We start from the raw sequence: 25,575 nt of genomic DNA, 5'->3' as shown, positions 1-25,575 counted from the left end.
ATATATTAAAAAAATAGGATGAAACCCATTAAATTCAGATATAATCTACCCGTTTTCTATGTAAATCCCTAATATTATAAGGATAAACAAAAATACTCTTACGATTTAAAAATTATTTTAAAATAATTTTTCGATAAAATTAGTTCCGACGGAGATTGTACTGCAACCGAAAAATGAACATATATTTTTCCCATGAAAAGATAAAGGGTATTAACAAACACTTAAAAACTAAAAAACCCATCAAGTTTTTAAAGTATTTTTTAATTCTTGAACCGCTTTTTCTATTGTATTATTATCTTTTAACAAGGTAATGAACTTACTTCCAATGATAGCGCCGTTAGCATAAGATTGTGCAACTTCTAAAGTAGCTTTATTAGAAATACCAAACCCTATTAAACGAGGGTTACGCAATTTCATGGAATTAATTTTTTGAAAATATTCTACTTTTTTATCATCAAAACTTTTTTGCGCTCCCGTTGTTGAGGCAGATGAAACCATATATATAAATCCATCCGTATTTTCATCAATCAAGCGAATTCTTTCTTCTGATGTTTCGGGAGTTATAAGCATTATAACTTTTATATCATAAGTTTCAAAAATCGATTTATATTTTGTACTATAATCATTAAAAGGCAAATCAGGTATAATTGTTCCATCTACACCGACTTCTTTACATTTTTTACAAAAATTTTCAATTCCGTATTGCATAATTGGATTTAAATATCCCATTAATAGTAACGGCAATTCAACTTCTTTTCTCACTTCTTTAATTTGTTCGAAAAGCAATTTTAAATTCATTCCATTCTTCAAAGCCAACGTGCCGCTTTCCTGAATGGTTGGCCCATCTGCCATAGGGTCTGAAAAGGGTATACCCACTTCTATTAAATCTATGCCGTTTTTTTCAAGCTCTTTTATGATCTTACCTGTATCGGTAAGATTCGGATATCCGGCCGTAAAATAAATGGAAAGAATGTCTTTCTGTTTTTTATTAAATAATTGCTTTATTCTATTCATAGTTTATTTCTTCTATAAATTCTTTTATTAATTCAATATTTTTTCTTCCCGGTTCAATTTCAAACTTACTGTTTAAGTCCAAACCATATAATTTCGGATGCTTTATTTCTTTAATTTTCCCTACATCTTCCATTGAAATACCTCCGCTTAAAAAAAAAGGAAGTTCACCTGCATAAAAATCCATCAACGACCAATCGAACTTTTTCCCTGAACCTCCATATTGCGTGCTTTTAGTATCAAACAAAAAGAAGTCACAAACTGAGTTATATTCTTTTGTACTGTGCAAATCATTAGGAGATGATATGCTAAAAGCCTTAATTATTTTTATATTAGGAAAACTTCTTAAGAGATCTGAACAATATTTTGGATGTTCCGATCCATGAAGTTGGATAACATCCAACTTATATTTTTCAATCCTACTGAAAATCAATTCTATTTTTTCATTAACAAAGACCCCTACCCTCAAAATATCTTTAGTTTGTGAAAGAATGGTTTCGGGGAGTATTTTATCTATATAACGTAAGGATTTCGGGTAAAATATAAATCCCATATAATCTATAGGTATTAGAGAAAGATGCTCAATATTATCAGGATATTTCATCCCACAAACTTTAATTTTCATCTATTAATTGGTATGATTATGTAAGTTCTTCAATGAAATCTTGTAAAGCTTTACCTGGATTATTGGTTTTCATAAAATTTTCACCCATTAAAAATCCTTTATATCCGGCTAGCATTAGGTCTTTTACGGTTTGAGAAGAAGATATTCCACTTTCAGAAATTTTCAAAAACTCAGGGGGTATTTTATTAACCATGTCAAATGAAACTTGTACATCCGTAACAAAGGTTTTTAAATTTCGGTTATTAATTCCTACTACATCTACCCATTCATTAATATAATCTAATTCCTTTTTATGATGCAATTCCAACAATACATCCAACCCAAGATTTTTAGCTTGTTTTGCCAATTCTTTAGTTTTTTCAACAGTTAAAGCAGCGGCTATCAACAATATAGCACTTGCCCCGTAAGCTTTAGCTTCAAAAAGTTGATATTCATCAATCATAAAATCTTTACGAAGAAGAGGAGTTTGTGTAATGGCTTCTGCATTAACCAAATCCTGCAAATTACCTCCAAAAAAATCAGTATCGGTGAGAATGGATATTGCACTTGCTCCGTTTTCAGAATAAAGAGGTATAATTTGTTCTATTTTTGCATCTTTAAAAATCCAATCTTTCGAGGGAGATCGACGTTTAAATTCTGCAATTATACTGGTTGAAGATCTTTGTAAGGATTCTTTAAACGATTGTCTTTTCTTTACATTTTGTATTTTATTTTCCAGATCTTTAATTGAAATTTTCCTTTTTGATTTTTCAATTTCAATCCTTTTACAATCAATAATTTTATCTAAAATAGTAGGCATATTTTTCTTTTATGGTTCAATGAATGAGTTACTATCCTTATCAACTACTTTTTTTTCTACAAATTCATCATCTAAATCAACAGAATCTCTATTTATTTCTCCTCTTCTAAACTGAACTTGTTGTTGATCAGGAAAATAATAAAAATAGGTGTCAATTGTTTTACTGGTAAAATGAAGTTCATAATAATTACCTTTTTCCGTCCACCATTCCCCTTTATCTACAATCGCTCTTTCTTCAGTTCCTTCCAACAATTGAATTTGCAACAAAAGAAAAGTTCCGTCAATATTCCGTTGCTTGATCCAATAGTTACGTATTCCTTCTTCTCGAGTTCCTTTTTCTGTACCTTGCCAAAATCCAATTAAGTTTTGATCTCTTTCTTTTATTTGAGAATAGGATACTAGATTCCACAAAATAAATGTTATAAGTATTAATTTTTTCATCTTTTTTATTTTATTAAACCTAATTATTCAGGCTTAAAAACTTTTGAAAGGTTTTTTTCGCTTTTCCGCTTTCCAAAGACTCTCTTGCTTGATTGATGCATTCTTCAATAGTTAATTTGGGATTTATATTGTGTATGGCAAAAGCCGAATTAGCTATCACAGCATTTTTTTGGGCTTTGGTTGCTTGATTATTTAAAACGTTATCAAAAATTTTTGAAGCTTCTTCAGGTGTTTTTCCTCCGTCCAACTCCGGTTGCGTACATCTTTCCAAACCGATATCTTCGGGAGAATAGATATGTTCCCCTAAATGGGTAACCACTTTAAAATTATCGGTTAAGGATATTTCATCATATCCGTCTAAACTATGTACAACCGTATAATTACAATCGGTATTTTGATAGATATAATAATATAAGCGAGACATTTTAAGATTAAAGACTCCTAATACATTTCTTTTAGGTTTTATTGGATTTACTACAGGTCCCAGCATATTAAAGAATGTACGAACTCCTAATGCTTTTCTTATGGGTGTTACCACCTTCATGGCATCATTGAATAAAGGAGCATGTAAAAAAGCCAGATTGGATTGATCTAATGATCGTTCAAGTTTACCGATATCTGCAGTAAATTTAACTCCGTGTTGTTCCATCACATTGGAAGCTCCGCTAACAGAAGTCGCGCCATAATTTCCATGCTTTGCAACCTTATATCCGGCACCGGCTACCACAAAACAACAAAGAGTAGAAATATTAAACGTATTTTTATTATCCCCTCCCGTACCTACGATATCTATAGGATCATATGCGGCTAATGATGAAACATCCGTACATAAATCCATAAGGGCATCCCTAAAACCGAAAAATTCATCGATGCTAATATTTCTCATAAGAAAAACGCTTATGAAAGCGGCAATCTGAGATTCATTATATTCTTTCGCGGCCATTTTAGTCAGTACTTCTTTCGCTTCTTCTCGGTTTAAATATTGATGCTCAAAGAGTCTGTTTAATAGTTGTTTCATATCAACTTAATTTTCTAAAAAATTTTTTATAATGCTTTTGCCCTTCGGGGTAAGTATGGATTCAGGATGAAACTGAACTCCGTGAACATCATAATGCTTATGTTTTATAGCCATAATTTGATTATCATGATCGACGGCCGTAATTTGAAGTTCATCCGGAAAATCTTGATTATCTACAATCCACGAATGGTATCTCCCAACTTCCATTTCTTCAGAAATACCTTTGAATATATAGTCTTCATCTATTATTCGTATCTTCGTTGCAACTCCATGATACACATCTTCTAAATTGGTCAATTTAGCACCAAAAGCTTCTCCTATAGCTTGTTCTCCTAAGCACACCCCCAGAATGGAATGAGTGGGAGCATATTGTTTGATTAATGAGAGCAATATTCCTGATTCGGAAGGTATTCCCGGGCCCGGTGATAATATTATTTTATCATAGTCTGCTACTTCTGATAACGTGATTTGATCGTTCCTAAATACATTTACTTCCGTATAATTCAATTCTTTGATTAAGTGAACCAAATTATAGGTAAATGAATCATAATTATCTAAAACCAATAGTTTCATTGTATATTTACTTAGAACATGAATTTAAGAATTGGTTAGCCGTTTGTACATCGGCATAGTAATAACTTAAGGCTGCTAAAAATGAATTTTGAACTTCTTTAGCTTGTATTTTTTCTCCCTTAATTTCAATATCTCGGGTTGCACAAGCATCGCCTATCAAAGTACAAGTATAACCTAAGTCTTTAGCTGCTCTTGTAGTTGCATCCACACACATATGGGTCATCATTCCGCAAATTACAAGTTCATCAACTTTAAGTTTCTTTAAAGCATCTTGAAGATCTGTATTTATAAAGCTATTAGGAAAATTCTTGATGATGACTCTTTCTTCGTCTTTCGGCTTGACATGGGAATGTATTTCTACCCCTTGAGTATGAGGAAGAAAAAAAGTTGCATCTGACCTTGAAGATACATGTTGTATATGGACTACCGGCCATTGTTCTTTTCTGAACATTTCTAAAATGTTTTTTGCTTGTTCACAAGCTTGTATAGAATTATTTAGAGGATTTTTTCCTCCTTCAAAATAGTCATTTTGAATATCTATAATAAGTAAAGCTTTCATATATAATTAATTTTTTAAAATTTCTGCCAGATCAATTGCTTTTTTAAGCGCTCCTAACTTGTTATTTACTTCTTTCAACTCTTCTTCAGGATTTGACTTGGATACAACGCCCGCCCCTGCTTGATAATACAATACATTATTTTTGCTTAAAAATGACCGGATGGTAATTGCTTGATTTAAATTTCCGTCCAAACCAATATACCCGATACATCCTCCATATATTCCCCGCATATGCTTTTCTATATCGTGCAGCAATTGCATGGCTCTAACTTTGGGTGCTCCGGATAAGGTTCCTGCAGGAAATGTATCTGCAAATACAGAAATACTGTTTTTATTTTCATCCACAATTCCACTCACACGGGAAATTAAATGTATCACATGTGAAAAATACTGTACTCGTTTAAAAAACTCTAATTGGACCTCATGGCAATTTCGGCTCAGATCATTTCTTGCTAAATCTACCAACATAACATGTTCTGCATTTTCTTTTTCATCTTGTAAGAGTTTTTCTGAAAGTTTTCTGTCTTTTTCATCATCTCCGGTTCTTTTATAAGTTCCGGCTATAGGATCAATATATGCTCGTCCTTTATTTATTTTACAATGCGTTTCGGGAGATGATCCGAATATTCGAAAAGAACCAAAATCGAAATAAAAAAGATAGGGAGACGGATTAATAGATCGTAACGCTCGATATACTTTAAAATCATCGCCGGTAAATGCTTGTGAATAACACCGTGAAGGTACTATCTGAAAGACATCTCCTCTTTTACAATGTGCAATCCCTTTTTTTACAGACTCTATAAATTCTTCATCGGAAATAAAACTTTTTTCATCTCCTTTGATCTTAAAATTATAGGAAGCAAAATTATTATTTTGCAATAAGGCTTCTAGTTGATGAATATCTGATTTTTCTCCTTCGGGAATATTTTCAACAATGGTTAATTCATTCTTTAAATGATTAATAACTAATATAAATCGGTAAAAAATGTAAAATAATTCAGGAATATCCGCATTTTCATATTTTTTATTTTTAGGATCAACCGATTCAAAATATTGAATACTATCATAGGAAGTATATCCAAAAAAACCATTAATTTTAGCAGGATTCTCTCCCTGTAATTGAAAGCTTTTAATAAAATCACCCAATTCGTTGACTAAAGGTTGTTCTAAATTTTTGATTTTAGTTTGCCCGTTTATTTCCGTTGTAATTACATAGTCTTTTACTTTAAATTTAGCTAAAGGATCCATCGCAATAAAAGACGAGCTGTCTTCTCCACCATGAAAATCAGAACTTTCGAGTAAAGCAGATTCAGGAAAAGCATCCCTTATTTTTAAATATATCCCTACAGGAGTTTGTAGGTCTGCTAATAATTTCTTAGTTTTTACCTGTATTTTCATATCTTATTCGTTTCGTTTTTTCTGAACTTTTATGTATGTTTCCATATCTTTATCTCCTCTTCCCGATAGACAGATCACAATAATATCTTCTTTTTTAAATTTCTTTTTCTTCAATACGCCTAAGGCATGTGCCGACTCAATGGCGGGAATTATACCTTCTAATCTTGTTAATTCAAAGGCTGCATCTAAAGCTTCTTCATCTGTGATTGCCAGAACTTCCGAACGTTTGGTTTTAGACAAATGGGCATGAAGGGGACCAACTCCCGGATAATCCAATCCGGCCGATATAGAATATGGTTCTTCTATTTGTCCATCTTCTGATTGCATGAGTAAAGTTTTGCTTCCGTGAATGATTCCTAATCTTCCTAAATGGATAGTCGCAGCAGATTCTCCGGAGTTTAATCCTTTTCCAGCTGCTTCAGCTAAAACAATCTTTACCGAAGGTTCATTTAAAAAATGATAGATGGTTCCGGCAGCATTGCTTCCTCCTCCTACACATGCTATCAAATAGTCGGGGGTTTCTCTTTGTTCTTTTTCTAAAAGTTGTTTGCGAATTTCTTCACTGATGACTGATTGTAAACGAGCAACCATATCCGGATAAGGATGAGGTCCTACGGTGGAACCTATAATATAATAGGTGTCTTTCGGATTAGAACACCAATCGCGAATTGCTTCATTAGTTGCATCTTTTAAGGTCATATTTCCACTCGTCACGGGTAGTACTTCTGCTCCTAACATTTGCATTTTTTCAACATTCAACTTTTGTCTTTCCACATCCACTTTTCCCATGTAAATTACGCATTTCATATTCATTAATGCACAAACTGTAGCCGTGGCAACTCCATGTTGACCCGCTCCGGTTTCAGCAATAATTCGGGTCTTACCCATTCTTTGCGCCAATAATATTTGACCTATTGTATTATTGATTTTGTGCGCTCCGGTATGATTTAAATCTTCTCTTTTTAAGTAGATTTTACATCCGTATTCGTGAGACAGTCTTTTTGCCAAATATAAAGGTGAAGGCCTTCCAACATAATCTCTTAGTAAATCGTGGTAATCTTTTTGAAATTTTGGGTCATTTAATACTTTTAAATAATTGTTTTTTAGAATTTCCACATTTTCATAAAGGATTTCAGGAATATAAGCTCCTCCAAATTCACCATAGTAACCTTCTTGGTTTACACTATATGCATTCTTCATTTTTTTTCATTTTATGTAATTAATCATTTCAAAAAACAAAAAAACCTACCGTGAACACGGTAGGTTTTTCTTATTCTTTTACTATTTTATTTAAAATAATATACCTTACTGCCCACGGCTATTGAAGCTGAGAGCACCACCACCAAGATATATTATTTAAAAATATTGTTTTCACTTTTCTTAATTATTTTAACAAAAATACTAATTATCTTTTTATAATACAAAATATTTCAACCGATTTTATGTTTTTATTTAATTTGTATTTAGATTATTATTTAATTATGAGCGTGATTAAATAGTGTGATATACTTTATATATTCTGTTCTTGTTCTGCATTTAAATTGACTATTTAACTATGTACTGAGTTTACAGATAGTAGATATTATTCTTAAATTACAAGAAATAAATAAAAAGAAAAACCCATTCATTTATATAAAATAAAGAATGGGTTACGAATAGAATTCTTAAGGTTTTACTTTTATTTATTAGATTTTTACGTATTTATCCTATTGCTACAGTTATATAATAGTTTTTTTAAATTAATTGTCTAAATTTTATTTTTCAAAACGTAAAGAAATTCTTCTGTCTTTAGCTCTTTCTTCATCGGATGCGTTTGCATCAACTGTTGCAAATTTGGATCCATATCCTTCAGCACCATCAACTCTATCTCCAAATCCATTTTTAATAAATATTTCCTTTACAGTATTTGCTCTTTCTTGTGACAATTTTAAATTATCTTGGTCATTTCCTTTTTTATCGGTATAAGCTCCAATTTTAACTTTTGCATCAGGAAATTCTTTAAGTATAATTCCAATATTTTTTGCTTGTGTTTCCGATTCAGGCGTTAATTTTGTTCCGCTTCCAAATTCAAAATTGATGGCATCAAAATCAAACCATTTATTTTTTAAATCGTCGTTGGTAGCATTTTTATATTCATCGGATTGCAAAAAATTGACCATTTTGTCTTCTATTCCTCCGGGAAAAGCATTGATAACTGTTCCGCTTGGCAAAGTAATCGGAAGTAATTCTTTTATTTTATGATCTGTTGGATTAGTACTATTAGCTGAAACTGTGTCTCTATTATTTGCATTAGGCTCTACTTTTTGGATGGAATCGTTTACCGGAGCTGTAGTACCTTTCCCTTTAGAACATCCATTTTTAGAAAATAACCAAATGATTAGAATACCCGCAAGTAAAAATATGATAAGCCATTTTAACCAACCGCCACCGGAATGTTTTTCCATTTTATCTTTATATTCATGATAGGTATCTTCTACTTTTTCTTTTACGTTTTCTGCAGTTTCTTTAGTTTGAGATGAAACTTTGTTAAGAAAAGAATCTCCTAATCCTGATAGTGAAGAAACTCCTAAAATACCGGCTAAACCTGAAGGTATTGATGATAAAAAACCATTTTTTTCTGAATTTATCTGTCCTAATAAGCCTTTGAAATTTCCTCCTGCTAATAATTTTTGTCCTAAAAATCCTGCTACTAATGGTGATATAACTCCCATTAGTTTGGTAGTACTTTCACTTTTTAAGCCTGATGAAGAAGATATCAGAGAAGAAAAGTTTCCTAATTTATCTCCAAAAAGATTATTTAAAAAGCCCGAACTTAATTTTTGTGTTTCAGCATCTGCTTGTCCGGAAAACAATCCTTTTACATTAGAAATGGAAGGAATATTTCCCGCTTGTTTCAATATATTTTCTAACTTATTATCATTACCTTTTTCTAGAACTGCACCGAATAAACTGGAAACGGCTGTTTTTATTGCTGATGTAACTTTTCCTGTATCTTCTCCCAATTCTGAAGATATATTAGAAACAGCTTCGGGTGTAATAATTTTCTTTAATGAATCTAATAGATTTTCCATAACAAAATTTTTCCGTGTTAAATGTATTATTATTTAATTATAACATATTTTATCTTTTGTTTATGACAATAATTATTCCAAATAATTTAAATTATTCATAAATACTTTTTTTATATATCTGTATTTCCCTTTTTAATAATTGTTAAAAAAATAAAAAAGTATCAATAAATAAGTCAAGCCTTTTAGTAAAAAAATGTATTTTTAGCTTATGAAAACAAAATATGATATTGCTTATTTACGCATGGCTCAAGAATGGGGTAAATTATCTTATTGTGAAAGAAAGAAGGTGGGAGCTTTAATTGTAAAAAACCGTATGATTATTTCTGACGGATATAATGGTACTCCTACGGGTTTTGAAAATATATGCGAGGACGAAACGGGAACTACGAAATGGTATGTTTTGCATGCTGAAGCCAATGCCATCCTTAAAGTGGCTGCATCTACACAATCCTGTATAGGAGCTACTCTTTATGTTACTCTTTCTCCTTGTCGCGAATGCAGCAAATTAATTCATCAGGCAGGTATCAAGCGTTTGGTATATATCAATGAATATTCTGATACGAGTGGCATTGATTTTTTAAGGGAGGCAGGAATCGAAATTGAACAGATTAAGGAGGAAGAACTTTAAATTTTTCTTCGTTGTAGCTTTAATTGCTTTAAAATATCGTCTAGTAAAAATCCTCTTTCCTGCAGCAATATCAGATAATAATAAAAAACATCTGCGGCTTCATCTTTAAATAATTTATCGTTTTCCTTAGCTGCTTCAATTACCAACTCTACTGCTTCTTCTCCAAATTTTTGCGCAATTTTGGATTTACCTTTTTTTAAAACAGTAGTAATATGTGTATTTTGCTTTTCTCCTTTTATGCTTTTTCCTATTTTTTTTTCTAAAATACTTAAATAGGAATAGGAATTTCTATTTTCCTCCAAGAAATCCGTCGTTTGTAAATATTTATCTGAATCTTTGTTGGTTTTAACTTTGATTAATATCACGGTCTTATCTTTGTTCCATAAAAATTCTTCTGCTGTGTATAAATCATCAAAAGAATCACCAACTAAATAAATTTTTTTTTCTGCCTGAGTTTTTTTTAGCAAGGCATAGGTGCTTAGACCGGACGTTAAAACCTTGCCTGTTTTATTATCCTGAATGACAGCTATAAATTCTTTTTCTTTACTAGTGTTAGTATCTCTCATTCATTTTAAGAATTAACAATGCGAAGATACTATTTTACTTCTAATCTTATATGATTATATTTAAGAAAAGACTAACAATAATTCCTACCTTTGCACAAATAATTTAAAAAACTTTTATACAAAAAAGGATTTATATGAATGATTCTTTAAAGACCGCAGAAAAAATACTTGCACAAAGTGGAGAAATTAATGAAAAACAATTTTCCCTTTTAGAAATGTTTACACATGGGGGGCCTATAGGTATATTTGTGATGATCTGCCTTTTTTTGCTTTTCATGCTTTCTCTTTATATTTTCTTTGAACGTTTTCTAACCTTAAAAAAGTTTTCCAATAAAAATTCTTCCATTCTTAACGATATTAAAGATCTTATTCATCAGGGTAATATCAACGCAGCCTTAGATTTATGCAAAAGAACTCATACCCCTGAAGCTAGAATGCTTTATAAAGGATTAATGAGAATTGGTAAACCTACCCGGGATATTAGTGATGCTATTGAGAACACAGCTCAGTTGGAAATCTTTGAATTGGAAAAAAATGTAGGTGTTTTAGGTACTATTTCAGGAGCCGCTCCCATGCTAGGTTTTTTGGGTACGGTAATCGGAATGATCATTGCTTTCTTTGCTACCAGCGCACAAGATCAAGCCAGCGCTCAAATGTTAGCCGGTGGTATTTATTCTGCCATGGCAAATACTGCTGCGGGATTAATTGTTGGTTTATTGGCGTATTTATTCTATAACATTTTGGTTATTCGTATTGATAGAAGTGTACATGCTTTACAGCTTACCGCTATTGATTTTCTGGATATATTAAACAAACCTGTTACTCATTAATTTATGAAATTACGAAGTAGAAATAGAGTTACTCCGGAATTCAGCATGGCATCCATAACAGATGTAATATTTTTATTACTTACATTTTTTATGCTTACTGCATCTGCAAACCAGTCTGCTTTAAATATAAAATTGCCAACTGCCAAAGGACAGGAAATGCCCGCTGAAAGAGTTTATATAGGGGTTTCTATGAATGGAAAATATTTTTTAAATAAAAAATTAATAGCTAAAAACGAAATCGAGCCCACCTTAAAAACGATATTTAACGCCAATCCATCTCCTACTTTTGTTATTGCAGCAGATGAAGAGGCTTTACACAAAGATGTTGTTTTTTTAATGGATATTGCCAATAGAAATAAATACAAAGTTTTAATTGCGACGAATCCGCATACCCAAGAGGAAAAATAAGCTATGAGTGATAGTTATAAAATTAAGTATTATGATAATAAAAAGGAGAAGTTAATTAGCGGTATTATTACTCTAATAATTTCAGTCGCCATATTATCATTTATTTTAACTTATAAAACCGTTTTTTTAACTATGACTCCCCCTGCTTATATTGATATAAACTTTGATATGGATGATATGGGTGCTAATTTTGGAACTGATGAAGTGGGTTTAGGGGATGAAGAGCCTATTGATCAAGATGTTTTATCGGGTGAAGGTGGAGAAGTACAATCAGTAACAAATCTTGAAGATAAATCTTCCCAAGATTCAAAACAAGAAGAAGAAAACAAACCTATTTTAGCCAATCAGAACGAAACCAAAGATATTGTTCCCGAACCTGCTAAAAAAACGGTAACTAAGAAAAAGGATAAAACCAAACCTGTAACTAAAATTAACTCAAAAACTATCCCAAATAAAACTAAATCCAAAACAGTAGCAGGTGTAGGAAATAAGAGTTCTACAGGAGGTAATCCCAAAGGAAATGCCGCTCTAGGAAATTTAATAAAAGGTAAAGGAACAGGAACATTTTCCACCGGTGAAGGGACCGGAGGAAGACCGGGTCAAAACCAAGGAGTAGAAACAGGAGGAAACGGAAGCGGTGGAGAGGGAATTGGAAACGGAAGAAAATTAGTCAGCTTCATTCCGGGTACTATGGGAAGAGGCGGAAAAGTTCCCGAACATAGTTGCAATGGTTCCGGAACTATTATTTTTTCCTATACTCTTGATAAAAATGGAAATGTTATTTCTGTTAGTCGAAAGTCAGGGATAAATAATACTTGTTTATTGAATACAGGCATTAAATGGATTAAACAATACGTAAAAGGTAATGCAGGTACTCGATCGGTAACCGGCACGTATAAAATCAATTTTTAAAAAATAGTTGAAAAAATAACCAAAAAAAAACTTTCTATGGTATAGAAAGTTTTTTTTTACTGAACAATATATTTATCCAACGCTTTTATCCAACACTACCTTCTAAAGAAATTTCCAATAATTTTTTTGCTTCTACTGCAAATTCCATAGGAAGCTTATCAAGTACTTCTCTACTAAATCCATTAACAATTAAAGCTATTGCAGTTTCAGTATCAATACCTCGCTGGTTGCAATAAAAAATCTGATCTTCACCTATTTTGGAGGTTGTGGCTTCATGTTCCATTTGGGCAGATTTATTTTTTATTTCAATATAGGGAAAGGTATGAGCTCCACAATTATTACCCATCAGCAAAGAATCACATTGAGAGAAATTTCTTGCATTATCTGCTTGAGGTAAAACTTTAACTAATCCTCGATAGCTGTTTTGTGATTTACCTGCAGAAATTCCTTTTGATATAATTGTTGATCGTGTATTTTTTCCAATATGAATCATTTTTGTTCCTGTATCTGCCTGTTGAAAATTATTAGTTACTGCTATTGAATAAAATTCTCCAATTGAATTATCTCCTTTTAAAATACAGGATGGATATTTCCATGTTACAGCAGAACCCGTTTCAACTTGTGTCCAAGAAATTTTAGCATTTTTTTCGCAAAGAGCTCTTTTGGTTACGAAGTTATAAATACCTCCTTTACCATCCTTATCTCCCGGATACCAATTTTGTACAGTTGAATATTTTATTTCTGCTCCGTCTAAAGCGATTAATTCAACAACGGCTGCATGTAATTGATTTTCGTCTCTTTGAGGTGCTGTACATCCTTCCAAATAGGAAACATAGCTTCCTTCATCGGCTATTAGAAGTGTTCTTTCAAATTGACCGGTTCCGGATTGATTAATTCTAAAGTAGGTAGAAAGTTCCATCGGACATTTCACTCCTTTTGGTATATAGCAAAACGATCCATCTGAAAAAACTGCCGAATTTAAAGCAGAATAAAAATTATCGCTTTTAGGCACTACTTTTCCTAAATATTTTCTAACTAAATCCGGATGATTTTGAATGGCTTCGCTAATAGAACAAAAAATAATTCCTTTTTCAGCCAATGTTTCTGTGAAGGTTGTTTTAACTGAAACACTATCTATTACCGCATCTACTGCTACTCCTGTTAATCTTTTTTGTTCTTCTAACGGAATGCCTAGCTTGTCAAAAGTATTCAATAATTCCGGGTCTACTTCTTCTAAACTCGTTAATTCTTTTTTCTTTTTAGGTGCCGCATAATATCTTATACTATTGAAATCAGGCTCTTTAAAAGTAACATTAGCCCAATGAGGAGCTTTCATTTCTTTCCATAATTTAAAAGAGTCTAATCTCCATTCCAACATCCATTCCGGTTCATTCTTTCTTTTGGAAATTTCACGAACTATATCTTCATTTAATCCGGTAGGGAAATCTTCATATTCCAAATCCGTGGTCCAACCATATTCATAATCTTTTTGTTCAAGGTCTAACCGTAATTCTTCTTCTGTATATTTTGCTCTGCTCATTTTATCAATTGATTTGATTCGAAGACAGCTCAGCCATCTTTATTAAACTTAGATTGCTTCTATGTGCAAAAATACTGAGTTTATCAAACATTATAAATACACATTGATAGATTTTTTAAATAATGGAATTTTAAATTTTAAACTAGAGATGGTTTTTGAATAATAGAATAAAATCAAGTATTTTATTAAGCTATATTAATTTAAAAAAATATTTAATAAAAATATAAATACTTAAAATTAAAATTATAAATTAATTATATATTAGACTAATTATAAATTATTAAAAATAAATAAATAGTAAATTATAATAAATATTTCATAAAACTACTAATAAGTATCTTTTTATAAATTTTGAATCATTTTTTTATACATTAGCCGAAAATAAATTTTTATATGAAGAAAATAATTTTATCTTTATTTATTGTTAATACAATTACTTTTCAATCTTGTAAAAACGACCAAAAAACAACTGAAAATCAACAAATAACGGAATCCAATTCAAATATAATAAAGGAAGAACCAATTGACATATCTACGGACACAGTAAGTGAAATTTTAAACCAAGACATTCCTAAATTTTCAGACGCTAAAATACAAAAGTTTTTGGTAGATTATAAAGCGTATATTGATCAATATATTAATGCTGCCGATGCAAAAGATATTAATAAATTAACAGAGCTTACCAAGAAAAATCAAAAATTAATTATTACTAGAAAAATTATAAGTGAAGAATTATCTTCAAACCCTAAAGAATTAAATAAATTTTATGATTACGTAAGAAAGTTAGATAGTATGGCTGCTGAAGTAATGAAAAAATAAGGGTAAAAATTAATAGCTATAAAAAACCCTTCTTTATAAAAAGAAGGGTTTTTCTATACTTTTTTATTCTTTTAAACAGCAAAACTTTCTCCACACCCACAGGTTCTTTGAGCATTGGGATTGTTAAAAACAAAACCTTTTCCATTTAAACCTCCGGAATACTCTAAGGTAGTCCCTACTAAATAAAGAAAGGATTTTTTATCAACCAGTATCTTAATTCCTTTATCTTCAAAGACTTTATCTTCAGGGTTTTGATTGTGATCGAAATTCAGCTTATATGACAATCCCGAACACCCACCGCTTGCAACTCCTACTCTTACAAAATCTTTAGTACTGTCAAAACCACTTTCTTTCATCAATTCAATGATTTTTTTTTCTGCTTCTTGCGATACCTTTATCATACTATTAAACAAATAAATAGGTTTACAATACTGCAAAATTACAAATAATAATTCTTACTCATTTTACACTATATATAAGTAATTGTAATAATGATATCAATTAAAATTTTGATTTAACCAGAATTCCATAATTTCTAAGCATTCTTCAGGTGCTTCTAATGCTCCCATATGTCCGGTAGAAATCTCAAAAATAGAAAGATGTTCTGTACCTTCTAATTTATTTATTAATTCGGAATTTTTAATTGCAGCATCATATTTACCCAAAATAAGTAATATGGGTTTGTCTAAATTCCTTAAAACATCCGTCCTATCTTTACGTAACCTCATGCCTTTTAAAGCAGCTGATATCCCTGTTAAAGAAGCGTGTTTAGCCCAAGAAATTGCTGTTTTTATTTCTGATTGCATAAGGGGCACATTTTCAGGAGCAAATAAATTAGGAATTGATAAACGGAAAAATTCTTTAGGATTTTTAACTACTACTTCGGCAGCTTTTAACCTTTGTTCTTTTTTTATTTCATCATCCGGTAATGTGGTAGAATAAAATAATCCCAATCCTGAAACTTTATACTTATATAAATCTGCAAAGGCCAATGCTACATATCCTCCCATCGAATGACCTATAATTATTACATCATCTATTTTCAAATGCTCCAAAACATTGTTTACTTTTTTGGCCATATCTTCCATTCTGTTGACTTCATTTGTTTTTTTAGAAGATCTTCCATGACCAGGTAAATCAATGGCTATAACTCTGTATTTCTTGGATAAATTATTTTGAAAAAACCTCCACATTCTTGAATTTTCTAAGAAACCGTGTAAAAAAACTATAACTTTACCTTTTCCTTTATCTCTGTAGTATAGCATACTATTATAAGCATTAATAAATACAAAAGTACAATTTTTTACAAAGCAACTTAAAAATCCTTTGTTTTCAATTTTTTATGTCATTTTTTATACCATTTTTAATTTTAATTTACTATTTTTACCATTAAAATTATCCTGAGTAGCCTTTATCGACCTACTTTTTGTTTGATTGTTTTTTTACAGATTTTTTAATAAAATATAATAATATAAAAGATATGAAAATTTTTAAATTAGCATTGCTATCTTCTATTGGCTTATTAGCAATGTCTTGTGTAAGTAGAAAAGAATTTGAACAGGCAAAAGCTAATTATGAATCTTGTCTAGAAAGAAATGTTGAAAAAGATCGTTCGATCACATCTTTAAAAGAGAGAAACAAATCTTTGGAAGAACAAATGAATTTGATACGTAAACAAAATGACGTATTACAACAAAATTTAGCCGACTGTATGGCTACCGGAAAAGCCGGAACTGTTAATATAGACAAATTAATTAGTCAAATTAATGAATCTAATGCGTATATTAAACGTTTGACAGAAGCTCGTGCAAAAAATGATTCTTTAAATCTTGCTTTATCTAATAAATTAAAACGTTCTTTAGATAATTTAAATGACAGCGATGTTGACGTTCAAGTTCAAAAAGGAGTAGTATTCATCTCATTATCAGATAAAATGCTTTATAAATCCGGTAGTTATGATGTGCTTCCAACTGCAGAAAATGTTTTGGAAAAGGTAGCTAAAATTATCAATGATTACAAAGATTATGATGTTCAAGTTCAAGGATATACTGACAATGATCAATTTAAAAATTCAGCTGCAGGTTGTATAAGAGATAATTGGGATTTGAGCGCCATGAGAGCAACCTCAGTTGTTAAAATGTTACAAACTAAATTTGGAGTGGATCCTGCCAGATTACTTGCCGGAGGTCACGGAGAATATCAACCAAAAGTTCCTAACACAAATCCTGAAAATAAAGCAGTTAACAGAAGAACTGAAATTGTAATTCTTCCTAAACTAGATCAATTTATGCAATTAATGGATCAAAAAGTAAAATAAATACTTTTCTTTGATTTACAATAAACGAGGATCCCTTTTGGGATCCTTTTCTTTTTATTAAAAACCCGGTAATATCTTTTTTTTTCGCTGAAAATTATTTTTTAATTTTGTATTCTAAACTAAAAACAGTAGATATGGAAATAGCAGGAAGAATAAAATTAATATCTGATATTCAAACATTTGATAGCGGATTCAGAAAAAGAGAAGTAGTGTTAACTACGGAAGAACAATATCCTCAGCATATATTAATAGAGCTTTTAGGAGATCGGGTAGATATCATTAATTCTTTTAATGTAGGAGATGATGTAAGAGTATCAATTAATATCAGAGGCCGTGAATGGGTTAATCCACAAGGTGAAACTAAATATTTCAACAGTATAACCGGCTGGAGAATTGAAAAATTAATGCCTGTTTCTTCCGGAATGGGACAAGATAATCCTATGGTTCCTCCTTCCGCACATATATCTCCTGCACCATCTGCTCCAAGTATGCAAGAAGAAGAGGATGATGATTTACCGTTTTAAATAAAATACTCATATATTTTAAAATTATTCAAGCACCTCTAAAAAAGGTGCTTTTTTTTTACGTATGTACTTGTTAACACAAAAATTAGAATTTCCCGATATCTCTTTGGCTGATGAAAGCGGACTTCTTGCCATAGGTGGAGATTTAACACCGGAAAGATTACTTCTGGCGTACAAATCGGGGATTTTTCCTTGGTATAATCCTAAGGAAATTATACAATGGTGGTCTCCGGATCCCAGATTTGTACTCTATCCAAGAAATTTAAAAATTTCTAAATCAACTAAGAAATTACTTAATCAGGGGTATTTTGAATTTACTGAAAACCAATGTTTTCCTGAAGTAATTAAACAATGTGCTTCCATTAAAAGAACAGGTCAAGCAGGAACTTGGATTACCGAAGAAATGTTCCATGCTTATTGTAACTTGCATGAAAGGGGATTGGCAAAAAGTGTTGAGGTTTGGAAAAACCATGATTTGGTGGGAGGATTTTACGGTATAGATTTACATACCGTATTTTGCGGAGAAAGTATGTTTTCAAAAATCAGTAATGCTTCAAAATGCGGATTTACCTATTTTACCCAAAAATATTCCCATCAATATAAAATTATTGATTGTCAAATTTATTCTTCTTATCTGGAACAACTTGGAGCCGTTGAAATATCACGGGAAAAATTCAAAACCTACTTAGAATGCGAGGCCATTAAAAATTTGGATTTCAATTTATAAATGCCTATTTTAGCGCACTAAAAACATATTCAGACACATGTCAAAACATAAAGGAAAGCACAATTACGCAACTAAAGAAATTTTAGATTCTTTAAATACTTCTGCCTTAGATGGTGAAAAATTCTTACAAAAGTATGCAAAACCAATAGGTATTTTTTTTGCTATTGTAATTATCGCAGTTTTAGGATATGTTATTTATGATAATTATGTAGTAACTCCAAAAAATATTGAGGCCTCCGATTTACTGGTAGACGCTCAAAATTTATATGATGAAGGAAAAACAGATCAGGCATTAGGTGGAAAATCCAGTGGAGTTTCCGGTTTTATTGACATCGCTGAAGAATATGGATCTACAAAAGCAGGAAAATTTGCGCATTTATATGCCGGAATAGCCGAATTTAAAAAAGGAAACTATCAAAATGCATTGGATCATTTTAACCAATTTGATACTTCTGACAAAGATTTAAAAGCCGTTAAATATGGCGCTATTGCTGATACTTATGCCGAACTTAATAACACAGATGAAGCACTAAATTATATGACTAAAGCTGCTAATGAAAGTTCAAATGCAGCCACTGTTTATCAATTCAGTAAAAAAGCCGGTATATTGGCTATGTCTTTAAACCAAAACGAAAAAGCTTTAGAATTTTTTCAAAATATTAAAGATAAATTTCCGGATGTAGATGCTTCAGGAGAAGTAGACGCATATATCGAAAGACTTAAATACGCAACAGGAAAACAATAATGGCAACAACAAACTTATCTATCTATAATAAAGAAAATTTACCCAATGCCGGAGCCTATCGTTTCGGTATTGTTATTTCAGATTGGAATTCTGAAGTTACTTATAACTTACACAAAGGAGCTGTTGATACTTTACTTGATTTAGGTGCTAAAGAATCTGATATTGATTCTATATTCGTACCCGGATCTGTTGAATTAGTATACGGTGCAACCAAACTATGTAATACAAAGCTTTATGATGCAGTTATTGTAATAGGATGCGTTATAAGAGGCGAAACGGCTCATTTTGATTATGTATGTAAAACTGTTACGGATGGTGTTACGTATTTAAATACACACATGGATACACCGGTAGTATTTTGTGTACTTACGGATGATCATGTACAACAGTCTTTAGATCGTAGTGGTGGAAAATTAGGAAATAAAGGGGTAGAAGCCGGAGTAGTTGCAGTACGAATGGCAGAGTTAAAGAATAAGTAATTTTATTACTTATTCTCTATAGGCTTTAATTTCGTTTATTATCTCTTCAGCGCCCATTTTTTTAGCTTTTAAGGCAAGTATTCTTCCTTTTTCAAATGATTCTGAAATTGGAAAACTTTCATCTAGAAGTACTTTTTTAGTCCCGTCTAAAGAAACTATTCCTGCCTTAAAATATACTTGGTTATTTTTAATTTTGGCTAAAGCTCCTATGGGCGCTGTACAGCCTCCTTCAATGCTATTTAAAAAATCCCTTTCAATATCTATACAGATTTGAGTATCCTTATGATTAATTTTTCTTACCAATTCTGTTAATTCTCTGTTTTTTTCTAAAGAGGTAATGCCTACTACACCTTGTGCAGGAGCCGGAATAATAAAATCCAATACTTCATAATCCAAAGGTAAACCCAATCTCTTTATTCCTGCAAGTGAAAAAATAGTTCCATCAAAACCTTCTGAATCTAATTTTGATAATCTGGTTTGTACATTTCCGCGTATATTTCCAAATGTTACTTCTGGATATTTTGCTTTCCAAAAGGCTCTCCTTCTTAAACTGCCTGTTCCTAAATATAAATTTTCATAAGAACTTAGTTTGTCTATTTTATTCGGATTTCTAACTAAAACATCTGCTTCATAATCTCTTTCTAGAACTGCTGATAAATGTATTCCTTCCGGTAATAAGGTAGGTACATCCTTGAGACTGTGAACAGCAACATCTATCTTATCATTTAAAAGTGCAATATCCAAATCTCTTGTAAAAACACCAATAATATCCATTTGATACAAAGGTTGTGTGAGATTCTTATCTCCATGTGAAGTAATGGGTACAATTACAGCTTGAAAACCTAATTCCTTAATTTTCTTTTGCACTTTTAACGCTTGCCACATTGCTAATGGGCTGTTTCGTGTTCCAATACGAATAGGGCTCATAAATATTTTATAATTTATATTCTTGCAGTTGAAACATTTCCGTAAATAAATTTATGGTGTCATCTGCTTTTTCAGGGTTAGTAATAAGATAGTTAGCTAGTCTGTTGGTAATTTTTTGTACTAAACGATTTGATAATTCTGTTTGTTCTTCTGAAACTACCATCTGATCTTTTTTTAATGTTTTCAATTGATGTTCTTTAATTCTCTCTAAATCTGATTTGAAAGCGTGAATGATCGGCGCATATTTTCTATTTTCAGACCAAATTATAAATTCATTTATCATTTCATCTATAATCCCTTCTGCTATAGGAATTTCTTTATTTCTTAGTTCCAGTGTTTCGTTGATTTTTTGGGACAAATCATCAACATTTATTAAGGTTATATGATTGTATTCTTTAACAGATAAACAAACATTGGAAGGGATGGATAAATCAATTAAAGTTATGGGTTGATTAGAGTGTAAATCTCTTTTTGTAATTATGGGTTTCGATGCCCCGGTTGCTACAATAACAATATCTGAATTAATAACCTGTTCATGCATTTGCTCATAGTTTACCACCTTTAGATTGAATGTTTGGGCTACTTCTTGCGCTTTAGAAAAGGTTCTGTTAAGTACTGTTATGTTAGGATTATTGATGTGTTTTATTAAATTTTCACAAGTGTTTTTACCAATTTTTCCTGTGCCTATCAAGGTAATTTTTTTCTCTGATAGTTGAGTGAAATGAGTTAAGATATAATGCACTGCTGCATAAGACATAGACGTAATTCCTGTACTTATTGAAGTTGTATATTTAATTTTTTTTGAGGTTTGAATACCTGTGTTTAGTAATCTTTCCAAAAAAGCATTAGTACAATTATGTTTTTTAAATCTTTTAAACCATGTTTTTATTTGAGATATGATTTCAAAATCACCTATAATTTGACTTTCTAAACCGGCTGAAACTCTTAAAAAATGTTTAATGGCTTCTTCTCTTCTATAAACGGTTATATACTTTATAAATTCAGTAGAATCTACTTTTATTTGCTTGCAAAATATATCAATTACATAATCCGGGTTTTCTGTTTGAAAATATAATTCTGTACGGTTACATGTGGATAGTATGAAAATATGAGCATCCGACAGGGAGATAATTTTGTTGGAAAACTCTCCCACAAATTCAGGAAAAAAACTAAATTTTCCTCTAATTTCTGTATCTGCCTTTACAAAGCTCAAACTTATTGCATAAAAGTTTTTAATATTATTAGGCTGAAGCTTTTTCATATATTTTGTAGAAGCAAATTTATGAGTACATGTATGGAGAAAATACCTATATTTATAAAAAAATACCTCTAAAAGTAAATTTTTACAATTTTAGAACCAATCTAAATAGTTAATTAACATGATAAATATCATGATTTTGTGGTTGTAAATTGATAGATAAAGAATTTGTTAATGGATTTAAAAAATACCTTTAAAAGTAGAATTAGAGAAAATAAAATTGGATCGGATATTTATATGGCTCAGATAGATAATTATACTATTCTGACTGATACTATTTCCAAACCTGTTGGCAAACGGTTTGTGCAATTTTATCTTTGTACTAAAGGAAGAGCCTCTTTTCATTTTAAAAATGAATCTTTACGTGTTATGAATGAAGGGAATTCCTTACTTCTTTTTCATCCTGAAATAGATATTCCCATTAATATCAGTTTATCAAAAAAATCAAAGCTGGTTATTTTTGTAATAGCTATTCAAAAACTGGAAGATATTTTTTCCAAACATAAAGATAAAATTCCTTTACTCATTCAAAACAATTATACTAAATTTTATCATGAAAAACCTTTAAGCATCCAAGAAAAGTTAATTATTTCACAACTGGAAGATTTTACCTTGGATCAAGAATTTGAAAATCATTATTTGACATTGAAATTACATGAATTCTTACTTTATTATTTTTCTTCAAATACCTCTACTTCTTCATACCATTTACCTATAAAAGATGAGAAATTCATTCGTAAGATTTATGAAATAAAAGAGGTCTTAATGGAGAATATAGCTTCTCCACCTACTTTAAAAGAACTCTCTGAAACTACTAATTTAAGTGAATATAAAATAAAAGAAGGTTTTAAAAAAATATACGGGAAATCTATTTCTCATTTTATACTGGATACAAAATTAGAAATCGGAAAAGAAAAATTAAACTTGAAAGTTAAACAGGTGCAGGAAATCGCTTATGATTTAGGATATGAAAATCCTAGTCATTTTATAGAGGCATTTAAGAAAAAATATGGAATTACTCCCAAGCAATGGATGATGAAATAACAATATTTTCATAATTGAAACAGACGTTTATTTTAAAATTCTCTTTATTTGGATATAAATTTTTTCTAACAAATCGTAATCACGATTTTTATATGTGACGATAATTTAAATTTTCTCCAAATAATTCAATCCAAATACATAATAAATTATTAAATGCTTATAAGGCATATATTTCTTTGCATTTTCAATACAAATAGAAATTTTATTTCTCTATAACATCAACCTAATTTAAAATTTAGTATTTTTAGATTATAATTTATATGCTTTAATGAAACAAAAGGAAAAAGTAGAGTACATAATAACGGAGTTAAACAAGCTCTATCCAAACCCTATTGCTCCGTTAGTCTATCAAGATGTATTTACTTTATTAATTTCCGTATTACTTTCTGCTCAAACAACGGATAAGAAGGTTAATGAAGTTACACCTGCTCTCTACAAAGTTGCTCCCAATGCTTTTAAAATGGCTGAATTGCCTGAGTGGAAAATCAAAGAATATATAAAAGAAATTGGTTTATCGAATACTAAATCCAAAAATATTCATAAACTTTCTACTATTTTGGTAGAAAAATATAACGGAGAAGTTCCGGAAAGTTTTGAGGAGTTAGAAGCCTTACCCGGCGTGGGTCATAAAACCGCTTCCGTTGTCATGAGTCAAGGTTTTGGACACCCGGCATTTCCTGTTGATACACACATTCACAGACTTATGAAATTATGGAAATTAACCAACGGAAAAAATGTTGAACAAACAGAAAAAGATGCTAAACGGTTATTTCCTAAAGAATTATGGAATATCTTACACATTCAAATTATTTTTTACGGTCGGGAATATTCACCGGCTAGAGGCTGGAGTTTAGAAAAAGATTATATAACCAAATATTTATTAGAAAATTAGTTAATTAAAATTATGAAAAATATTGTTCTTGTTGCAGGGGCTTTATATGGTTTAATTTCCATTATTTTAGGAGCATTCGGTGCTCATGCTTTTAAAAAAATGCTTTCAGTTGAAAAATTAGTAAGCTTTGAAACGGGTGTTAAATATCAAATGTATCATGCATTGGCTCTTTTAATTATTGGCTTTTCTCTATCGTTTAGCTCCGGTTTGGAAAAATGGGCCGGATGGGGAATGATTATAGGTACATTTCTATTTTCTTTTAGTATTTATCTATTAGCTTTTTCTGATTATTGGAATATCAATTTACGTTTTTTAGGCCCTGTAACTCCCATTGGAGGAACATTTATGATCATAGGATGGGCTTGTTTATTATTTTATTTTATTAAAAGTAATTAAATGCTCTTTTAAAAACGTTCTAACTTTTACTATTACAAATTCATATGACAACATCAAGTAAAATTTAGAAGAGTCATTTTTTAATTCATTTTGATAAAAGTCTTCGTATAGCCTGGGAGAAAAGTCGTGTAAATGAACACTTTGGTGTAAGTTAGTATTTTCATAACAAGCAATATCTTTTCTACTAATATAAGGAGGATAAATGGTGAAAGTAGGTTTTTGCAGGGCTTTTGCCGTAATTACAAATCTACTGCTATTTCCAATAAATAAAGTGGAATTTTGCATAAAAGCGGCATACTCACGTATCGTTTTTCCTACCGGCTGAACAAATACTTTGGTATTGGAATTTAGTAAAGATAGCAGTTCGTTTACTTGTTTATACTGCGATGGCAAATAGGTAAATAATAAATCGGCTCTATAATTTGCCCATATAAAATCTATAAGTTTTGCCATATTACCCATCGTCCAAGTGTTATGTATGTTTGAACCCAAAACACCCAACATAATTACCGGTCGTTTAAAATGTATGCCTGCATTTATCATTTTTTCTTTAGCGTCCTCAATTTCATCTTCAGTTAGATATATTTTAGCTAACGGATCGATAGGTATAGGGTTATCTTTTAGAAATTCTTGTAAGATTACTAAACGATCTTCCAATAAAGTACACGTTTGAGTAATTGGTTCTTCTACTTTAGAAACGGTTTTATCATAAAATTTATCCAATAAAGGATTGGAAAAACTGTATTTTTTCTTTGCTTTTGAAAATAGGGTTAGCAAGATACTGTTAAAATTCTGCGACATATCAATAAGTATGTCGTATTTTTCACTTCTTACTAACTGGATATATTTATATACAAAAAGTACGGAACGTATATGCTCCGTATCTATAGCTATTATACGGTCAATATTAGGATTTCTCTGTATAACTCCAATATATTTTTTATAACAAAGAAAATCTATCTTAATATCCGGATAGATTTTCTTTAGATTATTAGGAATTACACTGGAGAGTAATACTTCTCCCACATTGTTATATTGTATTAATAGCGCTTTCACTATATGATTAAT

Annotated in this window: 30 protein-coding genes; 13 read left to right on the top strand and 17 right to left on the bottom strand. The window is 30.9% G+C overall.

Features of this window, described 5'->3' with window-relative positions:
* Nucleotides 1-240 precede the first annotated feature (240 nt).
* The 10 genes from trpA to C4S75_RS01275 all read right to left on the bottom strand — a co-directional run bounded on the left by trpA (nt 241) and on the right by C4S75_RS01275 (nt 9,495).
* A complete protein-coding gene (gene trpA, locus C4S75_RS01320) occupies nt 241-1,014 on the bottom strand; it encodes a tryptophan synthase subunit alpha (protein WP_105296512.1) in 774 nt (257 codons plus the stop codon).
* On the bottom strand, nt 1,007-1,636 hold the full coding sequence (locus tag C4S75_RS01315) for a phosphoribosylanthranilate isomerase (protein ID WP_105296511.1): 630 nt from the start codon (nt 1,634-1,636) through the stop codon (nt 1,007-1,009). The genes trpA and C4S75_RS01315 overlap by 8 nt, the downstream gene beginning before the upstream one ends.
* A 16-nt stretch (nt 1,637-1,652) precedes the next feature.
* Nucleotides 1,653-2,435 (bottom strand): indole-3-glycerol phosphate synthase TrpC, encoded by a 783-nt coding sequence (gene trpC, locus C4S75_RS01310; protein ID WP_105296510.1) that lies wholly within the window; start codon nt 2,433-2,435, stop codon nt 1,653-1,655.
* Between the two features lie 9 nt (nt 2,436-2,444).
* Nucleotides 2,445-2,876 (bottom strand): hypothetical protein, encoded by a 432-nt coding sequence (locus C4S75_RS01305; protein WP_105296509.1) that lies wholly within the window; start codon nt 2,874-2,876, stop codon nt 2,445-2,447.
* A gap of 19 nt (nt 2,877-2,895) precedes the next feature.
* A complete protein-coding gene (gene trpD / locus C4S75_RS01300) occupies nt 2,896-3,894 on the bottom strand; it encodes an anthranilate phosphoribosyltransferase (protein WP_105296508.1) in 999 nt (332 codons plus the stop codon).
* A 6-nt stretch (nt 3,895-3,900) separates the two neighbouring features.
* Nucleotides 3,901-4,467: an aminodeoxychorismate/anthranilate synthase component II gene (locus tag C4S75_RS01295; protein WP_105296507.1), complete on the bottom strand. Its 567-nt coding sequence runs from the start codon at nt 4,465-4,467 to the stop codon at nt 3,901-3,903.
* Nucleotides 4,468-4,474: 7 nt separating this feature from the next.
* Nucleotides 4,475-5,026, bottom strand: a complete 552-nt coding sequence (locus tag C4S75_RS01290; protein ID WP_105296506.1) for a cysteine hydrolase family protein — start codon at nt 5,024-5,026, stop codon at nt 4,475-4,477.
* 6 nt (nt 5,027-5,032) lie between these two features.
* Complete coding sequence (locus C4S75_RS01285; protein WP_105296505.1) at nt 5,033-6,424, bottom strand: anthranilate synthase component I family protein; 1,392 nt, start codon at nt 6,422-6,424, stop codon at nt 5,033-5,035.
* A 3-nt stretch (nt 6,425-6,427) separates the two neighbouring features.
* Nucleotides 6,428-7,624 (bottom strand): tryptophan synthase subunit beta, encoded by a 1,197-nt coding sequence (trpB, locus tag C4S75_RS01280; protein WP_105296504.1) that lies wholly within the window; start codon nt 7,622-7,624, stop codon nt 6,428-6,430.
* 554 nt (nt 7,625-8,178) lie between these two features.
* Nucleotides 8,179-9,495: an OmpA family protein gene (locus tag C4S75_RS01275; RefSeq protein ID WP_105296503.1), complete on the bottom strand. Its 1,317-nt coding sequence runs from the start codon at nt 9,493-9,495 to the stop codon at nt 8,179-8,181.
* 208 nt (nt 9,496-9,703) lie between these two features.
* Between C4S75_RS01275 and C4S75_RS01270 the strand changes: the two genes are divergently transcribed.
* Nucleotides 9,704-10,123 carry a dCMP deaminase family protein gene (locus C4S75_RS01270; RefSeq protein WP_105296502.1) on the top strand — a complete coding sequence of 140 codons (420 nt, stop codon included), beginning with the start codon at nt 9,704-9,706 and terminating at the stop codon, nt 10,121-10,123.
* Here the strand turns inward: C4S75_RS01270 and hisE are convergent.
* Nucleotides 10,120-10,689, bottom strand: coding sequence for a phosphoribosyl-ATP diphosphatase (gene hisE / locus C4S75_RS01265; protein WP_105296501.1), 570 nt, complete (start codon nt 10,687-10,689; stop codon nt 10,120-10,122). The genes C4S75_RS01270 and hisE overlap by 4 nt on opposite strands.
* Before the next feature lie 134 nt (nt 10,690-10,823).
* On the opposite strand from hisE, the gene C4S75_RS01260 reads away from it, so the two are divergent.
* From C4S75_RS01260 to C4S75_RS01250, 3 genes are read left to right on the top strand one after another with little or no spacing between them, the layout of a single operon-like run.
* A complete protein-coding gene (locus C4S75_RS01260; RefSeq protein WP_105296500.1) occupies nt 10,824-11,519 on the top strand; it encodes a MotA/TolQ/ExbB proton channel family protein in 696 nt (231 codons plus the stop codon).
* A gap of 3 nt (nt 11,520-11,522) precedes the next feature.
* Nucleotides 11,523-11,927: a biopolymer transporter ExbD gene (locus C4S75_RS01255; protein ID WP_105296499.1), complete on the top strand. Its 405-nt coding sequence runs from the start codon at nt 11,523-11,525 to the stop codon at nt 11,925-11,927.
* Nucleotides 11,928-11,930: 3 nt separating this feature from the next.
* A complete protein-coding gene (locus C4S75_RS01250) occupies nt 11,931-12,839 on the top strand; it encodes a ferric siderophore ABC transporter substrate-binding protein (RefSeq protein WP_105296498.1) in 909 nt (302 codons plus the stop codon).
* Nucleotides 12,840-12,924: 85 nt separating this feature from the next.
* On the opposite strand, the gene sufB is transcribed toward C4S75_RS01250, so the two are convergent.
* The gene (gene sufB, locus C4S75_RS01245) at nt 12,925-14,379 is read right to left on the bottom strand and encodes a Fe-S cluster assembly protein SufB (RefSeq protein WP_105296497.1); all 1,455 of its coding nucleotides are present in this window, start codon (nt 14,377-14,379) and stop codon (nt 12,925-12,927) included.
* Between the two features lie 393 nt (nt 14,380-14,772).
* Between sufB and C4S75_RS01240 the strand changes: the two genes are divergently transcribed.
* Nucleotides 14,773-15,198 carry a hypothetical protein gene (locus C4S75_RS01240; RefSeq protein WP_105296496.1) on the top strand — a complete coding sequence of 142 codons (426 nt, stop codon included), beginning with the start codon at nt 14,773-14,775 and terminating at the stop codon, nt 15,196-15,198.
* 71 nt (nt 15,199-15,269) lie between these two features.
* Here C4S75_RS01240 and C4S75_RS01235 read toward each other — a convergent pair whose 3' ends face one another.
* Nucleotides 15,270-15,599 (bottom strand): iron-sulfur cluster assembly accessory protein, encoded by a 330-nt coding sequence (locus tag C4S75_RS01235; RefSeq protein ID WP_105296495.1) that lies wholly within the window; start codon nt 15,597-15,599, stop codon nt 15,270-15,272.
* 96 nt (nt 15,600-15,695) lie between these two features.
* Entirely contained in the window at nt 15,696-16,463 is a 768-nt protein-coding gene (locus tag C4S75_RS01230) for an alpha/beta fold hydrolase (protein WP_105296494.1), read from the bottom strand.
* 215 nt (nt 16,464-16,678) lie between these two features.
* Between C4S75_RS01230 and C4S75_RS01225 the strand changes: the two genes are divergently transcribed.
* The 5 genes from C4S75_RS01225 to ribH all read left to right on the top strand — a co-directional run bounded on the left by C4S75_RS01225 (nt 16,679) and on the right by ribH (nt 19,990).
* Nucleotides 16,679-17,515 (top strand): flagellar motor protein MotB, encoded by an 837-nt coding sequence (locus tag C4S75_RS01225; protein ID WP_105296493.1) that lies wholly within the window; start codon nt 16,679-16,681, stop codon nt 17,513-17,515.
* 134 nt (nt 17,516-17,649) lie between these two features.
* Entirely contained in the window at nt 17,650-18,039 is a 390-nt protein-coding gene (locus tag C4S75_RS01220; protein ID WP_105296492.1) for a DUF3127 domain-containing protein, read from the top strand.
* Between the two features lie 64 nt (nt 18,040-18,103).
* Complete coding sequence (aat, locus tag C4S75_RS01215; RefSeq protein WP_105296491.1) at nt 18,104-18,766, top strand: leucyl/phenylalanyl-tRNA--protein transferase; 663 nt, start codon at nt 18,104-18,106, stop codon at nt 18,764-18,766.
* 37 nt (nt 18,767-18,803) lie between these two features.
* Nucleotides 18,804-19,511, top strand: coding sequence for a tetratricopeptide repeat protein (locus C4S75_RS01210; protein ID WP_105296490.1), 708 nt, complete (start codon nt 18,804-18,806; stop codon nt 19,509-19,511).
* A complete protein-coding gene (ribH, locus tag C4S75_RS01205; RefSeq protein WP_105296489.1) occupies nt 19,511-19,990 on the top strand; it encodes a 6,7-dimethyl-8-ribityllumazine synthase in 480 nt (159 codons plus the stop codon). The genes C4S75_RS01210 and ribH overlap by 1 nt, the downstream gene beginning before the upstream one ends.
* Before the next feature lie 9 nt (nt 19,991-19,999).
* On the opposite strand, the gene hemC is transcribed toward ribH, so the two are convergent.
* On the bottom strand, nt 20,000-20,917 hold the full coding sequence (hemC, locus tag C4S75_RS01200; protein WP_105296488.1) for a hydroxymethylbilane synthase: 918 nt from the start codon (nt 20,915-20,917) through the stop codon (nt 20,000-20,002).
* A 7-nt stretch (nt 20,918-20,924) separates the two neighbouring features.
* Nucleotides 20,925-22,178 carry a glutamyl-tRNA reductase gene (hemA, locus tag C4S75_RS01195; RefSeq protein ID WP_105296487.1) on the bottom strand — a complete coding sequence of 418 codons (1,254 nt, stop codon included), beginning with the start codon at nt 22,176-22,178 and terminating at the stop codon, nt 20,925-20,927.
* Between the two features lie 171 nt (nt 22,179-22,349).
* On the opposite strand from hemA, the gene C4S75_RS01190 reads away from it, so the two are divergent.
* The 3 genes from C4S75_RS01190 (at nt 22,350) to C4S75_RS01180 (ending at nt 24,507) form a co-directional block, all read left to right on the top strand.
* The gene (locus C4S75_RS01190) at nt 22,350-23,219 is read left to right on the top strand and encodes an AraC family transcriptional regulator (RefSeq protein ID WP_105296486.1); all 870 of its coding nucleotides are present in this window, start codon (nt 22,350-22,352) and stop codon (nt 23,217-23,219) included.
* A 268-nt stretch (nt 23,220-23,487) separates the two neighbouring features.
* The gene (gene nth, locus C4S75_RS01185; RefSeq protein ID WP_105296485.1) at nt 23,488-24,111 is read left to right on the top strand and encodes an endonuclease III; all 624 of its coding nucleotides are present in this window, start codon (nt 23,488-23,490) and stop codon (nt 24,109-24,111) included.
* A gap of 12 nt (nt 24,112-24,123) precedes the next feature.
* Complete coding sequence (locus tag C4S75_RS01180) at nt 24,124-24,507, top strand: DUF423 domain-containing protein (protein WP_105296484.1); 384 nt, start codon at nt 24,124-24,126, stop codon at nt 24,505-24,507.
* On the opposite strand, the gene C4S75_RS01175 is transcribed toward C4S75_RS01180, so the two are convergent.
* Nucleotides 24,481-25,563, bottom strand: a complete 1,083-nt coding sequence (locus C4S75_RS01175; RefSeq protein ID WP_158254192.1) for a glycosyltransferase family 9 protein — start codon at nt 25,561-25,563, stop codon at nt 24,481-24,483. The two genes, C4S75_RS01180 and C4S75_RS01175, sit on opposite strands and share 27 nt — an antisense overlap.
* Between the last annotated feature and the right edge of the window lie 12 nt (nt 25,564-25,575).

The organism is Apibacter sp. wkB309, assembly GCF_002964915.1.
In the GTDB taxonomy this organism is placed as follows: Bacteria; Bacteroidota; Bacteroidia; order Flavobacteriales; family Weeksellaceae; genus Apibacter.
Note: the sequence above shows the minus strand (reverse complement) of the source record. Positions and strands in the feature narration are given on the sequence as shown.